The following is a 14,958-nucleotide window of genomic DNA, read 5'->3' on the forward strand; positions in this document are numbered from 1 at the left end:
AAGGCTTCCCGGGGCCAATCTACCTTGGCAATGGGCTTGACGCCCTTGGCGGTAATCACTCGACCCGTCTCGGTTTTGCGCCCAATCCGGCTTTCGTCCTGCACCAGGTAGCGAATCGTGGGCAGGTTCAGCATCGATTGCAGAGCGATTAGAGCGAGGCTGAGGTTTTTTTAAAAGTCCCTATCGCCTCTGGGGATTGCTTCAGGCTCCGAGGACGGGGCACTTTCAGCTTGGCTTGCAGTTTGTTTCTGACCAACTGCCGCACCGTCTCATACTGCACCGTCAGACCGCACTCCTGCTCCAACCAGTCCACTATCGCCCCATAACTGCGAAACCCCTCTTCCGAGGCGAGACGGTGCTTCAGTTTCTCCAGCACTTCCCCCCGAATCTGGGGCACCGCTCCCGGCGCTTTCTTTTCCTCCAGCAGAGCGGCTAAGCCCCCTTGACGGTACAACGACAGCCAACGGCTTATCGTCGCTGGGCTGCGCCCCAACCGCTCACCTATCTCCTGCCGATACCGGATTTGCTTGGTTTTGATCCACCACAGCATTTGCAACCGCTCTTTGCGGAACCCCGTTTTCGCCTGCTTCAGGCTTTTCTCCAGAAAGGTTTCGCTTTCAGCAACCTCAATCACGAAGGGGCGGGCCATCCTCTCTACCCTCTCAAACGTCATCCCCTATTATGCTCAACTTCATGCCGGATTGGTATTACCTGAAGAGCTGCAATTGAAACCCCGACTCTTTCATCACCCCCTGAACAGTTACGATCTGAGCGACCCCAGTCGCTTCACCTTCGTCGAGATCCTAGAGGACGGGGTGTTCCTCTACACCGCCGTCGTCTGGTCGGTCAGCCTCAAGCGCCGCATTCGCCTCGCTTATCTACGGAAAGCCCAGGACGGGGTGTCACGCTATGTCGTCCTCTTTTCCTCGGATACGGATATCGACCCGTTGCCCCTCTATCGAGGCTACGCCGCCCGCTTTCAAATTGAATTCATCTTCCGTGATGCCCGCCAATTTACGGGGTTAGCCGATTGCCAAGCCCGTTCCCCTGATGCCCTTGACTCCCATGTCAAGGCCAGTCTGATGGCCCTGTCGTTGGCCAAAGCCGCACTGCTCTCCACTCAAGCTAAGACTGAGGCTGAGGCTGAGGCTGCCCCCCCAGTTTCTCTATCGCTTCCTTCAAACGACAGGCCCTCAATCAGCATCTTCTCGACCTATTTACCACCATGTTCGACCTGGAGCCAACTTTGATTCAATCCCACCCCAACTACCAGACCCTCCTAAATTACGGGACTATAGCCCCCTAAGCTGGGGCCACAGCCGCCTAAATCTGTCCGGAGTGTTGGGCCAAGGGACTCCGTCACAAAAGCCCATGGCCTAAACCGATGACCAATCAGGATAAGTCTTTGGCTATGCCATGGCCTAAACAAAGGCCGTGCTCACCCTGTCGTAAGGTCAACGCCGCCGCCTTGGCCTAGGCACATTAAAATAGGAACGCTGGCCTTTCGGCGTTTTTCCTTCCTTTGGTGCCCACCCCGTGCCTGATCTTGTCCAACTGTTCCCGTTTCCGTTAGATACCTTCCAGCTTCAGGCCGTGGCGGCGCTGGATGCCGGGAAGTCGGTGGTGGTCTGTGCGCCCACGGGGTCGGGCAAAACCTTGGTGGGGGAATACGCCATCCATCGCGCCCTAGCCCATGGCAAGCGGGTGTTTTATACGACGCCATTGAAAGCCCTCTCGAACCAAAAGCTACGGGACTTTCGCGAGCAGTTTGGCCACGATCAGGTGGGCCTGCTGACGGGGGATATTTCTATCAACCGGGACGCGCCCATTGTGGTGATGACCACGGAAATCTTCCGCAATATGCTCTATGGCACCCGCATTGGCGAAACCGGGACGACCCTGCAACAGGTGGAAGCCGTGGTGCTTGACGAGTGCCACTACATGAACGACCGCCAGCGGGGCACCGTCTGGGAGGAATCGATCATCTACTGTCCGCCAGAAATTCAGCTTCTCGCCCTCTCTGCCACGGTGGAAAACAGCGGCCAACTGACGGACTGGCTGCAACAGGTGCATGGCCCCACGGAGCTGATCTATTCCGACTTTCGCCCGGTACCGCTGGAGTTTCACTACTGCACTACCAAGCGCCTGGTGCCCCTGCTCGACAGCAGCAACAAAAAAATGCACCCCCAGCTTAAAAAGCAGCGTCCACCCCAGCGCCAGCCCGGTCGCCGTAGCCAAAACCGGGTGGGTCTCGCCTTTGTGGTGGGGCAGTTGCAGCAGCGGGATATGCTGCCTGCGATTTACTTCATCTTCAGCCGCCGGGGCTGCGACAAGGCCGTGGATGAGGTCAGCGGTCTGTCCTTGGTGAATGAGGAGGAATCGCGCCGTTTGAAGGAACGCATCGACATTTTCCTCGCCCACAACCCCGACGCCGGACGGGCCGGACAGGTGGAGCCGCTCTATCGAGGCATTGCCGCCCACCACGCCGGAATTTTACCCCTGTGGAAGGGCTTGGTGGAGGAACTGTTCCAGGAAGGGCTAATCAAAGTCGTCTTTGCCACGGAAACCCTGGCGGCGGGGATCAACATGCCCGCCCGGACTACGGTAATTTCCAGTCTGTCGAAGCGGACGGACATGGGCCATCGGTTGCTGACCGCCTCGGAATTTTTGCAGATGGCGGGCCGAGCCGGACGGCGGGGCATGGACTTGCAGGGGCACGTCGTTACCGTAGAAAGCCCCTTTGAAGGTTCGCGGGAGGCCGTTCACCTAGCGACATCGGGGCCGGATCCCCTGGTCAGCCAGTTCACCCCCAGCTATGGCATGGTGCTGAACCTACTGCAAACCCACAGCCTGGAGGAAGCCAAAGACCTAATCGAGCGCAGCTTTGGCCAATACCTCGCCACCCTGCACCTGCAACCCCAGCAGGAGGAAATCGCTCGCCTAGAAAAGGAAATCGGCCACCACCAGGCCCAGTTGGACACGGTAGACGAGGCTATCCTCGCCGACTATGCCAAACTGAAGGAACGCATTAAAGAAGAGCGGCGGCTCTTAAAAATTCTGCAACAGCAGGCCACCACCGTTTTGGCCGAAGACGTGGCCAAAATGGTGCCCTTCGCCATCGCTGGCACCCTGCTCTCCCTCAAGGGCAAACACATCCCCGTACCCCAGCCTGTTCCCGCCATATTGGTAACGAAGTTGCAGGGTTCCGGCCAATTCCCCTACCTGGTCTGCCTCACCCACGACAACCATTGGTATGTGGTCACCGCTGGCGATGTGGTGGGTCTCCATGCCGAAATTCCCCGTCTGCAAGCGGTGGATCGCCTTGCGCCACCCACGGATTTGCCCCCCAGCCCCGGCCAGCACCGCCGAGGAGATGCCGACACCGCCGCCGTGGTCTCTCGCATGGTGCAGCCTCCCACCTTGGAGGAACTGGCTCCCGAAGTCAAAGAACAGCTCGACCGGATGCAGCAGGTGGAAATGGCCCTGGAAAACCACCCGGCCCGCCAGTGGGAGAACCCCACCGGATTGCTGAAGCGGCAAAAGCACCTGCAAGCCCTGCGCGACGAACGGGCCGACCGCACCGACAAATTAGCCAAATACACCGGACGCTACTGGCAGGAATTTTTGGACATTATGGATGTCCTTAAACACTTTGGTGCCCTCGATGCCGCCGACAATCGCCCCACGGAATTGGGAGAAATGGCCGCCGCCATCCGGGGCGATAACGAACTGTGGCTGGCCCTGGCCCTGGCTTCTGGGGAATTTGACCACCTCGACGCGCCCCAGTTTGCCACCGCCTTTGCCGCCCTAGTGACGGAAAACTCCCGCCCCGATAGCTGGTGTCGCTACAAACTCTCCGGCGTGGTGGATGAAGCCCTGGGTGGTCTGCACAGCCTGCGCCGCCAGATCTTCCAACAACAGCACCGCCGCCGCATTGATGCCCCGATTTGGCTGGAGTATGACCTGGTGCCCATTGTGGAGCAGTGGGCCTTGGGCGAAAACTGGGTGACGCTCTGTGCCAACACTAGCCTCGATGAGGGCGACATCGTCCGCATTTTGCGCCGCACCCTGGATGTGCTATCCCAAATTCCCCATGTGCCTTACCTGGCGGATCACCTGCGCCTGACGGCCCGTGACGCCAAGGATTTGCTCAACCGCTTCCCCGTCAACGAGGACGTGGAGGGCTAAACACAGGAGCCGACTCACGGTGTCCTTCCTACCGCCGTGCTTGCCGCCTGACCAGAAAAAGCCTGACCTGGGAAAGCTGAGCTACGTTGGGCATTGTTCAAGCGCAAGGCTACGGGGGGCCTAGGCGATGGCCGCGTTCTACGGGGATGAAACTTCCGCTGGGGTGATGGGTTCGGGGGGATCGAGGCGCTCTTCCACCGTCAGGACTTCGCCCCGGCCTCGGCCCAGATCGCCATGGAGCAGGGTGTAGAAGCAGGGGATGATGAACAGGGTCAACACTGTGGCCAGGGAGAGACCGGAGAACACCACCACGCCCAGGGGTTGCAGGAATTCCGAGCCTTCGCCGATGCCCAGGGCCAACGGGAACAGGCCCAGTACCGTGGTGACGGTGGTCATCAAAATCGGGCGCAGACGACGGGGGGCCGCTTGCAGAATCGCCTGCTGGCGGGAGCATCCGGTGTCGCTGTAAATCTGGTTGGCCAGTTCCACCATGATGATGGCGTTGTTGACCACGATGCCCACCAGCAGCACCGCCCCAACCACCACCGTGGCTCCAATGGCGGTTTGGGTGATGAATAGGCCGAGGATTCCCCCTGCCAGGGCCAGGGGCACGGTCAGCATAATCACCAGTGGGTCGATCAGGGAGTTGTACTGTACGGCCATCACCACGAACACTAGGAAGGTGGCCAGGGCACCCAGCACCGCGAGGGATTGCTGAAGGCCATCATTGGTGGCGGCGGCGGAACTGGGTAAACGGGTGACACCAGGGGGCAGTTCCAACTGGTCAAAGATGGCGTCGGCTTCGGCTAGGGCGGCTCCGAGGCTGGCTCCTTCCGAGAGGCTACCCGCCACCAGGAACACCTGCCGTCGGTTAATGCGCTGAACTTCTCCCGGTGCGGGGGCGAGGGCCAGGGTGGCAATATCGCCAAGCTGCACCCGCTGACCCGTGCGAGACACCAGGGGAATATCCAGCAGTTGGGCCGACTGCTGCACGCTGCCGGGAGTGAGCTGCACCTGAATATCCACCAGGCGGTTGCCCCGCTGGAGTTGGGTGGGCACCGATCCATTCAGGGCCGTTTGAATGGTGGCCCCCAAGTCCGCCGCCGAGAGGCCCAGATCCGTCGCCCGATCCCAGTCGGGCAGGATTTGCAGTTCCTCCTGGGGAGATTCGCCATCGGGACGGTAGCGGGCTAGGGTGGCCTGTTCGCCCAGGGCGGCGAGCAGTTGTCGCCCAGCCTGGGCCAGGGTTTGGGGGTCGTCGCCCTGGAGACCCAGGTCAACATCAGCCCGCACCGGGGAGTTGCTGAGCACCAGGCCACGCACGGTTTCCTGGCTGACCCGAATCAGGGTGCCGACGAGGGGCAGTTGGCCCAGTTCGCCGTTGACCCGCTCCACATAGGCGGCGGTGTTGCTGCCCGGTTGGAGGCTGATGGTGCTGCTGCCGCGCAGGGGGTTGGCGCTGGTGTTGCTGCCAAACAAAAAGCCCCCCGCCGTGGTGAAGACGTAGGCGGTTTCCGGCTGAGCCAACAGCACCTCATCCACCGCCTGCATCACCCGCCGATTGGCCTCCACAGTGGTACCCGCTGGGAATTGCACAAAGACGCGGGCCTGCCCCGTGTTGATGCTGGGCAAAATCTCCTGGGGAATGCGCTGCACCATCCACAAGCTGCTGCCGCCAAACACCAGCAGCGCCAGGGCAATCACCCAAATCCGATGGTGCAACACTCGGCCTAAAAAGCGGCCATAACCAAGGGTGACGCCCTCCAATCGGCGATTGAACCAGCGAAACGGCCCCACATTTTGCAGCGACCGGGTAGATCGTCCCATCAACATGCGGGCCGATAGGGCGGGGACGATGGTGAGGGCCACCGCCAAGGATGCCGCCACCGAGAAACTGACGGTCAAAATCAGCTCGTTAAAAATTAGGGAAATGAAGCCACCAATCAGCAGAAAGGGCAGCACCGCCACCAGGTTTGTGGTGGTCGAAGCCAACAGGGCGGATTCGAGTTCCCGACTGCTGGCCTCGGCTTGGAACAGGGCTTCCTGCCGTCGAAATCGCCCCTTCAGGGGGGATCGCTCCATCATCTCCGCCCGCTGGGCAATATTCTCCAGCATGACGATGGAGTTATCCACCACAATGCCCACCCCCAGGGCCAAGCCACCCAGGCTAAACACATTCAGCGACAGGCCAAACAGCCCCATCATCACCAGCGCCGCCAGGGAGGCCAGGGGAATGGCCAACACAATGATGAAGGTTTGGCGCAGGGAACCCAAAAACAGCAGCACCGTAATCGCCGCCAGGGTGGCCCCGGTTAGCCCCGCCACTGCCACATTCTGAATGGAATTGCGGATAAAACGCGATTCATCGAGGGTGGCGGTCATGTCCATGCCCTCTGGCATTTGGCCCATTTGCTGCATTTCCGCCAGCTTGGCCTTCACCCCATCTACCACATCCACGGTGTTGGCGGCGGGCTGCTTTTGCACACTCACCTTCACCGCTGGCTGGCCGTTGAGGGTGACAAACACCCGTTGTTCCTCGGTGTCGTCCTGAATGGTGGCCACGTCACGCAAAAACACCTGCTGGGGAGGGGTGGTGCCGGGAACGGTAATCGGCAGAGTTTCTAGTTCCGCCGCCGAGGTGAACCGTCCCACCAGTCGGGTCAGGGTTTCCTCATCGCCCCCCCGCAGCCGTCCACCAGACACATCCTGGTTCCGCTCTCGCAGCGCCGCCAGCACATCATTTAGGCCCAGACCCACCGCTTGCAGCCGAGGCAAATCCACATTCACCTGCACCTGCTCCTCCACACCGCCAGAGACATCGGTGTTGGCCACGCCGGGTACCTGTTGCAGTTCCCGCTCTAGTTCCTCTTCGGCAAAAATCCGCAGCTCCTGGGCGCTCAGCCGATCCGAGGTCAGCGCCATTTCATAGACGGGTAGCTGGGACGGGTCAAACTTAAACAGTCGCGGCGTTTCAATGCTGTCCGGTAGCGTCCCCCTGGCCCGGTTCAGAGTTGCCGTGGCATCGTTAAGGGCTTGGTCGATGTCGCCACCCGGTTCAAAAAAGAGGTCGATGCTAATCTGGCCCTCGCGGGTTTGGGAGAAAATCTGCACCACCCCCTCGGTTGTGGCCAGGGCTTCCTCTAGGGGGCGCGTCACCTCATCCACCGCCACCACGGGCGACAGCCCCGGAGCCGAACCCCGCACCCCAATGCGCGGGTAGGTAATGGACGGCAGCAAATCCACGGGCAACTGGCTGGTGATGAAAAAGCCCATCACAAACACCGTCAGGCCCAGCATCAGGGTGCCAATGTACCGCCGAATCGCCAAGCCGCTGATACTGAACCGCTGGGGAGTCAGAGGAGAAGGAGTCATGGGAGAGAACTGGATAGAGTGCGAGGAGTTGGGTTGGGACTCAGGGGCGTCTGTACGGGAGAAAAGTAGGGTGGGCACGGCCCACCATAGAAATTAATCCGGTCGCTAATCCGATAACAAGCTGGGCTGAACCACTGCCCCAGTTGTCAGAGGTTGGTCACTACGGACAATATAGCGATCTCCAGAGGAAAGTCCCGCCAGAATCGTTACCTGGCCATCGCTACGTTCGCCGATTTGCACCGGACGGGGGGTAGCCACAAAGCCGTCGCCCTGGGGCTGGAGGACAAAGATTTGATTGCCTGAAGTCCCTGAATTGCCTGAGCTACCGCCTTGACCACTAGCCTGACTATTGCCCTGACCACTGCTCGGCCTACCGCCTTGACCACCGTTTGGTCGGCCACCCTGGGCATTCCCAGGGCCACCACCGGGACGATTCCCTGGGCCACTGCTGCCCTCGCCCACCGAGAGCGCACTTTCGGGCACTATCACCGCATTGGCGGAGGAACCTAGACCCGTCACCCTGGCTAGCAGGCCGCTACCAATGCGGCCACCGGGGTTAGGCAGGGTAATCTCTACGGGCACCAGGCGCGAGGTACGGTCGGCTAGGGGCGAAATGCGGGTGACTTGGCCCCGGAAGGTTTCCCCAGGGAAAGCATCTAGGGCAACGGTGGCGGATTGGCCGAGGCGAAAGTTACTGAGGTTGCGGTCGGCCACCTCAATCACCACCACTACTTCAGACAGATCGCCCAAGGTCAGCACCGCTTCTCCCGGACGCACCAAATCCCCCGGTTCCACCACCCGCTCTAGCACCACGCCGCTGAGGGGGGCGGTCAGGTTAGCAAAGGACAGTCGTTGGCGAGTTTCCTGCACAATCGCCCGCTGGGCCACCACTCGCTGCTGGGCCGCCGCTACGGATTGTTCGCGGGTACGCACCTGCTCCTGGGCCGAGGTGAGGGCTTGTTGGGCACCGCCGAGGGTAGTTTCGGCCTGTTCGGCGGTTTGTTCGGCAATGGCTCCCTCGTTGGCTAGGGTACGCAGGCGTTGGGCATCGTTGCGGGCCTGCTGAAGGTCAAGATTGGCCTGGTTGATGCGGGTACGAATGTCCGCCAGTTCCGCCTCGGCGCGGGTGACTTCAAACTGTCGCGCCGCCAGTTCCGCTTCGGCCTCGCCCACGGCGGTTTGCAGCAGGGTTTGCTCGATGGTGCCCATCACCTGCCCTTGGGAAACCGCATCGCCCACGTTGTAGCTCAGGCTGAGCAAACTGCCCTCCGCCTGGGAACGTAGGGATACCTGCCGGACGGGTTGGGTGCTGCCCGTGTAGCGGCGAACCTCGGAGGTAGCGGATTGGGCCTGGGCCACATCCACCACAATCGGCCCATCGGCGGGGGCACCGGGACGCTGGGGTTGAGCCTGGGCAGCGGGGTCTTGCCAACTGCGGCACCCACTCCCCGCCACCGCCAAGGCCACTATCAATACCCCGCCCAGCCAGCGCCGATGACTCTCCCCGATCCAGTGCCTAGGCCGCCCACCGTTCTGAATGCGTGTGACCATACCTGCAACCATCCTTATCGCCCAACTGCGTCATACCCCAGTCTGTCTGCCCCTTTGAGTCTGCCTACCGCCCAGAAAAATCGGCCAGGGAGGCGACCCGATAGGACTGGCCTTACTGTAGTTTAAGTTTTATAAAAAGAATCTCTATCTTCTGGGTGATTAGCGAACGCCTGAGCGGGGCTTTGAAATCCGGAGAAGACGCCTCGGGCCAGATTTTAGGGATAACGGCGCACCCGCTGATTCAATGGCACGATGAAGAAACGGCTACCGAAGCCTGAAACTCGACCCAGAAAACGAAGGACAACAACGAATGGCTAGGCTGCGTCAGGTGTTATTGGGAATTTGCTTGCTAGGCATCATGGTGTGGACGTGGGACGCCCTGCCCTACTATGCCACGGCGGATTCCCTCTCCAATCCATCCCCCTCCCCACCCAACTCAGTTTCCGAGCCAACCCTAGTCACCGCCACCTTTGCCGGGGGCTGCTTTTGGTGCCTGGAAAAGCCCTTTGATGTTCTAGATGGCGTCGTATCCACCACCTCTGGCTACACCGGGGGCACCGTCGAAAACCCCAGCTACGATCAGGTTTCCGCTGGGGGAACGGGCCATGTGGAGGCGGTGCAGGTCACCTACGATCCGGCCCAAATTGGTTACGATGACCTGCTGTCGGTATTCTGGCAAAATGTGGATCCCCTGGATAACCGAGGCCAATTTTGCGACAAGGGTAGTCAGTATCAAGCCAAAATTTTTGTGCAAACCGATCAGGAGCGCCAGCTTGCCGAGGACTCTAAACAGACCCTTGCCAATCGCTTCAATCAACCAATTGCCACCGCCATCGAGCCCGCCCAAGCGTTCTATGCCGCTGAGGATTACCACCAGGACTACTACCTCAAACATCCCGTTCGCTATAACTTTTACCGCACCGCCTGTGGTCGGGATAAGCGTCTGGCCGAAGTGTGGGGATCCACCTCTCACTAGGATCAGTCGTTAAGAACAGTAACCTTTTTCGGCTGAATAGGGGGCAAAAGGGAAGTTTTCCTGAAGAAGTCTCGGCGTCAAAAAAAATGCTCGTTTACTAGGGGTAGCTACTGAGCCGCCCTAGTAGTTCGTTGCCGTCAGGGGCACCCATGAGCACAACGAATTTGCCCACCCTACCCGACCGCGTCTTTGCCGAAGCCGTGGTACGTTCCGCCAGTGGTGCGTCTTTGCTAGATAGCCCAGAAGCCGTCACCAGCGAAACCGTGGATCAATTTTTGGCCAGTGCCGATACGGTGCAAGCCGCCGCCCAAGAACTGCGCTCCGCCGGGTTTGACGTTATCGACATCGGCAGTATCTCTATCACCGTGGCGGCTTCCCCAGCGGTGTATGAACGTGCCCTTTCCACTCATCTCCAGGCGGTGGATCGGCCTGTCATCAAAGAGCTACAACAAACCGCCACCGCCACCTTCATCAGCGCTGCCGATGCTAAACCCTTCGGCGAAGTGGATGTCTCCCGCACCCCCTTCAGCCAACTGCTGGATGGGGTAGCCCTTAGCGAACCGCTTTACTATTTTGGGTGCGATACGCCCTCACCCACCCCACCCCAAACCGGGCAAGACTACCTGACGGTGCCCGATGGCGTAGCGGAAGGTCTCAATGCCCTTGCGGCCCATCGGAAAGGCATTACGGGCAAGGGCGTGAAGGTAGTAATGGTGGATAGCGGCTGGTATGCCCACCCCTACTTTGCCAAGCACAACTACAACGTTAAGGTCGTCCTCGCCCCCGGTTCCACCAACAGCGCCACCGACGGACTGGGCCACGGCACCGGAGAATCTGCCAACCTACTGGCTATCGCCCCCGATATCGAACTCACCATGGTAAAGGCCGATGTGGCGATTTCTGGCGCATCCAAGCACGTCAATGCCGTTAGCGCCCTTCGCAAAGCCATCGAACTGCGGCCCGATATCATCTCCTGTAGCTGGGGTTCCGACCAACGGCGACGCATCATTTCCCCCTACAACCGCGTCATGGGGGCGGTGATTGCCGATGCGGTGCGGCGGGGCATTACCGTGGTGTTTTCGGCAGGCAATGGCCAATACGGCTTCCCCGGCCAACACCCCGATGTGATCTCGGCGGGCGGCGTCTATCGCTACATCAGCGGCCCCCTCAAGGGCACCCTAGAGGCCAGCAACTACGCCAGCAGTTTTGTCAGCCCCATGTACCCCAAACGCAACGTCCCGGATGGGTGCGGATTGGTGGGCAAACTGCCCTACGGCAGCTACCTCATGCTGCCCATCCCTCCGGGCTGCGAAATCGACCAACGCCTCTCTGCCCTCAACGATGGCACCAAACCCGTCGATGGCTGGGCCGCCTTCAGTGGCACCTCCGCCGCTGCGCCCCAAATCGCCGGAGTATGCGCCCTACTGAAGCAACTCAACCGCGATCTTTCCCCCGCCCAAATTAAAGCTATCCTCAAAACCACCGCTATCGATGTTTCCGATGGCTACAGCAACCCCTCCAGCAGTGGAGCCGCCGCTAGGGCAGGCCCGGATTTGGCCACGGGCTATGGGCTGGTGGATGTGGAGAAAGCGATTGCCGCTGCACCTAAAGCCCCCGAAGATGCCTGCTGTGAACCCTGCGCGTCTCAGTCAAATTTTCAATCAGAAGCCAAAAGCTTACCCTCATTACCTACCCGGAGCACCACCATGAGCAGCGAATTTCCTCAACTTCAGAAGCATTTGGAGACTATTGCATGGGAACTCGATAAAAGACTTCATGAACTAGTAGAAAAACACAAGCTAGAAGACATTGAGATATCCATTAATTCAAATAGCTTTTCAAAGCGATCAGCAGCATCAAGGTCAGCTTATTACTTAAGAGAAAATCTTGACATTTGTTGGAGTTTATCCTCGAACAAAATCGAGGATCCAAGTCTTCTTGAGGAAGAGCACATATTTGCTGCCAAAGGATTGATAAAGCTTGGCAAGTACCGAGAAACTGCCATCAACTTCCTGACCAATGTTTTAATTATTAAGCTTGACGAAGAAACTGAAGCCAATCTCTCAAGCACAGATGCTAAAAAGAAGAAAGATGCTGAGGCCAAGAAGAAGAAATTATATGATATTAGAAAACTAGCCTTTGAAGCAATTTCAGAATGCAATACTGAAATAACAGCCTTTCAAAGAAGATCGCCCAAAGAATATGAGATTTCTAGTCAAGACATCAGCGTCCTGTCGGATTGTGTTGTCACTTATGATGATGGTGAAACTAGATGTGTAAAATGTGCTGGCGATGAGAAGCCAAAATGCTACAGGATAAGTTAAATCCGCGCAAGTTTATGATCCCTTCTGCAATCTTTATACGATATAATAGTTAGCCTATAGCGGTTCCTGATCGAATGAAGTACAGGAGGATCCTTGCTGGATAAGGGTTACAGGTCTCTGTACGTACCTCATGCCACCGAGAACCGCTATATTAAGTCGTGAGTAAATATTGCAGGATTATGAATCTGTTTTTTTCAACTGCGCTCCAGATGAAGATAAGTCACTAGATTTGTCTTTTCCTGGAGATACTTATTAAATCCTAATGGTTTTGATTCAAGGATCTTAAAGTCGATAGAAGTCGATTCAGAAAAGACCATTAAGTTGATAATCACAATTAAATTATTTGCAATTTCTATCTGAATCAAGACCCAGCTCGGTTGGCAGCTTAGTTCTACAAAGAAAAGCCTGATCAAATTGTCCAGATGTTAGGCCTTGTGCATTTTTAAAGTCAGTATTATGCAAGTAAGCATTTTGAAATTCAGCATCTTCAAGTAGTGCAAAATTGAATTTTGCATTTTCAAGATTTGATCCTTGGAATTTCGCTCCAACTAAAAAAGCTCCCTCAAAATTTGCTGAGCTTAACACTGAATCTCTAAAATCAGCCTCCCAAAGGATTAAGTCGCTGAAATCAAAACTTACCAGCTCTTCTCGACAAAAATTGCCCTTTTCCAAATTATTTACATCCTTCATCAGGATTTTATATCTTATAAGAAAGGCAATTTGCGAGTCTTGTTCACATTCTGTCTTGTTGATTAATGCTTGAGCATGATTCAATATAAGCATGTGAAGTATAGTTAGGGTGCCTATAAATGGAATGATCAAAAAGATAAGAACAGTTTTGATTGTTTTTATATGTTTATTTTTCCGACTTGATTCTATAAGATCTGAAGATGTTTTTGATAAATGAATCCCACAATTGGCATGATTTAGATTGAAGAATTCTTTAGCATCACGCAGAGCTTTACCCTGTAATAAGTAATCATTGCATCGTTGATGGCTCTCCCATTCCTGGGCAGCTTGTTCAATTTTGTCGCGTTTGCGGAGGAGTTCCCATTGATCGGCCAGCCAATCTCGCAATTCAGTCCAATTGTGGATCAGAGCTTCATGGGCCACTTCTACCATTTCGATTTGTTCTTCGTTGGCGAAGGTAATTAAAATCCACACTCCAGGGCGAGTGAACTGGTTGATGATGCCTTTAACTTGGGTAGCATTTTGGTCTTTGGTGACAAGTTCCGAAAGCGGAACTCGGCGGCGGGTGGCGGTTTTGTCGTCGTTGACTTTGATCAGGCGCAGGAAAATAGAACGGGCAATTTTTTGGTCGGCCTCAGAGAGATTTTCGTAGATTTTTTTGGCTTCGTTGGCCAGGGCACCGCCGATGCCACCGACGCGATTAAAGGTTTCGATGGGTTCGATGCCTTGGCGCATTTCTTCCCACATTTGGGTCAGCAAAAATTGCAGCAGGGGCAAGGCTCCCTCTTGGCCCATGGCATCTTTGACCAGGATTTGCACCAGGGGTTTATTGAGGAGCAGATTGACGCGATCTCGGGTGGGACGGTCGAGCTTGGCGAGGGCGAGTTTGGCGGGTTGAATAATGGCTTGCTCCAGTTCCTCCGGCTGCATCACCGGAACGAGGCGACCGGGATCGGCAAAGAGTTGGTTAAAGCGGGGGTGCTGCTGGGTGGCGCTCAAAAAGTCGCTGCGCATGGTGAGGATGACGGCCACGCGCTGGCTGGGGTCGCTGGTGGCTCCGCGCAGGTTGCAGATAAAGGCGTGGCGTTCCTGGGGGTCTTCGCAGAGGGTGTAGATTTCCTCGAATTGGTCTACGAGGAGGATGAGGTAGGCTTTGGGGTCGTTTTCGAGTAGTCGGTCGGTGATGAAGCGTAGGCCATCGAAGGCTTGTTTGCTGTCGGAGCGCAGCAGTTCGTCCTGAAATTCGCGGATTTTGGCAATGGAAAGATCGTCGGGATTGGCGAGGCGGGCGAGGGCGGTGGCCAACACTTCCAGGGGATGGTTGCCCGGTTTGAGGGTGAGGATGCGGGGGCTGTCTTTGCCGGGGAGGGGCCGTTTGCGCAGGGCGGGAATGAGTCCGGCTCTGGCCAGGGAGGATTTGCCGGAGCCGGAGGGGCCATAGATGGGCAAAATCCGAATGGTGTGCGGGTCGGTGTAGAGGTGTTCAAAGCGCTGAAGCAGGTCTTCGACTAGGCGATCTCGGCCAAAGAAGCGGTCTTGGTCGTCTTCCTCAAAGGCGCGGAGCCCTTGGTAGGGGTTTGGCCCCAGTTCGAGGGGGGTGGGGTCGGCGGGGTCTGGGAGCGGCGGCGGTTCGGGCAGGGTATCGAGGTCGTCTAGCAGGGGCGGAATGCTGTCAATTCCTGGGCCTGTGGGGCTTTCGACCCATTCCAACAGCGCCATCACCCGGCTGGCCTGGGGGGCGCTGGGGCCAGGGACTAGCCCCGATGGCGGCTTGATGGCAAAGAGCAGCTTCTCAAAGTCAGGGGCGGCCAGACGGTTGAGGGCATTGACCAACTGAAGACGATTAAGACCAGCCAT

7 protein-coding genes and 1 pseudogene are annotated in these 14,958 nt (G+C 57.4%); 4 read left to right on the top strand and 4 right to left on the bottom strand.

Translation table 11 applies throughout. The features are described from left to right. Nucleotides 1-148 precede the first annotated feature (148 nt). Nucleotides 149-649, bottom strand: coding sequence for a helix-turn-helix domain-containing protein (locus H6G62_RS13805; RefSeq protein WP_190496070.1), 501 nt, complete (start codon nucleotides 647-649; stop codon nucleotides 149-151). A gap of 115 nt (nucleotides 650-764) precedes the next feature. On the opposite strand from H6G62_RS13805, the pseudogene H6G62_RS13810 reads away from it, so the two are divergent. Beyond that, nucleotides 765-1,306: pseudogene (locus tag H6G62_RS13810) on the top strand (IS4 family transposase); the annotation flags it as partial. Between the two features lie 230 nt (nucleotides 1,307-1,536). Then, nucleotides 1,537-4,188 carry a DEAD/DEAH box helicase gene (locus H6G62_RS13815; protein WP_190496074.1) on the top strand — a complete coding sequence of 884 codons (2,652 nt, stop codon included), beginning with the start codon at nucleotides 1,537-1,539 and terminating at the stop codon, nucleotides 4,186-4,188. Nucleotides 4,189-4,326: 138 nt separating this feature from the next. Here H6G62_RS13815 and H6G62_RS13820 read toward each other — a convergent pair whose 3' ends face one another. Then, nucleotides 4,327-7,560 carry an efflux RND transporter permease subunit gene (locus tag H6G62_RS13820; RefSeq protein ID WP_190496076.1) on the bottom strand — a complete coding sequence of 1,078 codons (3,234 nt, stop codon included), beginning with the start codon at nucleotides 7,558-7,560 and terminating at the stop codon, nucleotides 4,327-4,329. Nucleotides 7,561-7,665: 105 nt separating this feature from the next. Beyond that, the gene (locus H6G62_RS13825; RefSeq protein WP_190496078.1) at nucleotides 7,666-9,111 is read right to left on the bottom strand and encodes an efflux RND transporter periplasmic adaptor subunit; all 1,446 of its coding nucleotides are present in this window, start codon (nucleotides 9,109-9,111) and stop codon (nucleotides 7,666-7,668) included. 310 nt (nucleotides 9,112-9,421) lie between these two features. Here H6G62_RS13825 and msrA point away from each other — a divergent pair, with 310 nt between their 5' ends. After that, nucleotides 9,422-10,087, top strand: a complete 666-nt coding sequence (gene msrA, locus H6G62_RS13830) for a peptide-methionine (S)-S-oxide reductase MsrA (protein WP_242051994.1) — start codon at nucleotides 9,422-9,424, stop codon at nucleotides 10,085-10,087. 149 nt (nucleotides 10,088-10,236) lie between these two features. After that, nucleotides 10,237-12,411 (top strand): S8 family serine peptidase, encoded by a 2,175-nt coding sequence (locus tag H6G62_RS13835; protein WP_190496080.1) that lies wholly within the window; start codon nucleotides 10,237-10,239, stop codon nucleotides 12,409-12,411. Nucleotides 12,412-12,750: 339 nt separating this feature from the next. Here H6G62_RS13835 and H6G62_RS13840 read toward each other — a convergent pair whose 3' ends face one another. Then, nucleotides 12,751-14,958: a pentapeptide repeat-containing protein gene (locus H6G62_RS13840; protein WP_190496082.1), complete on the bottom strand. Its 2,208-nt coding sequence runs from the start codon at nucleotides 14,956-14,958 to the stop codon at nucleotides 12,751-12,753.

The sequence above is a fragment of the Phormidium sp. FACHB-1136 genome (assembly GCF_014697375.1).
GTDB lineage: Bacteria > Cyanobacteriota > Cyanobacteriia > Phormidesmidales > Phormidesmidaceae > Nodosilinea.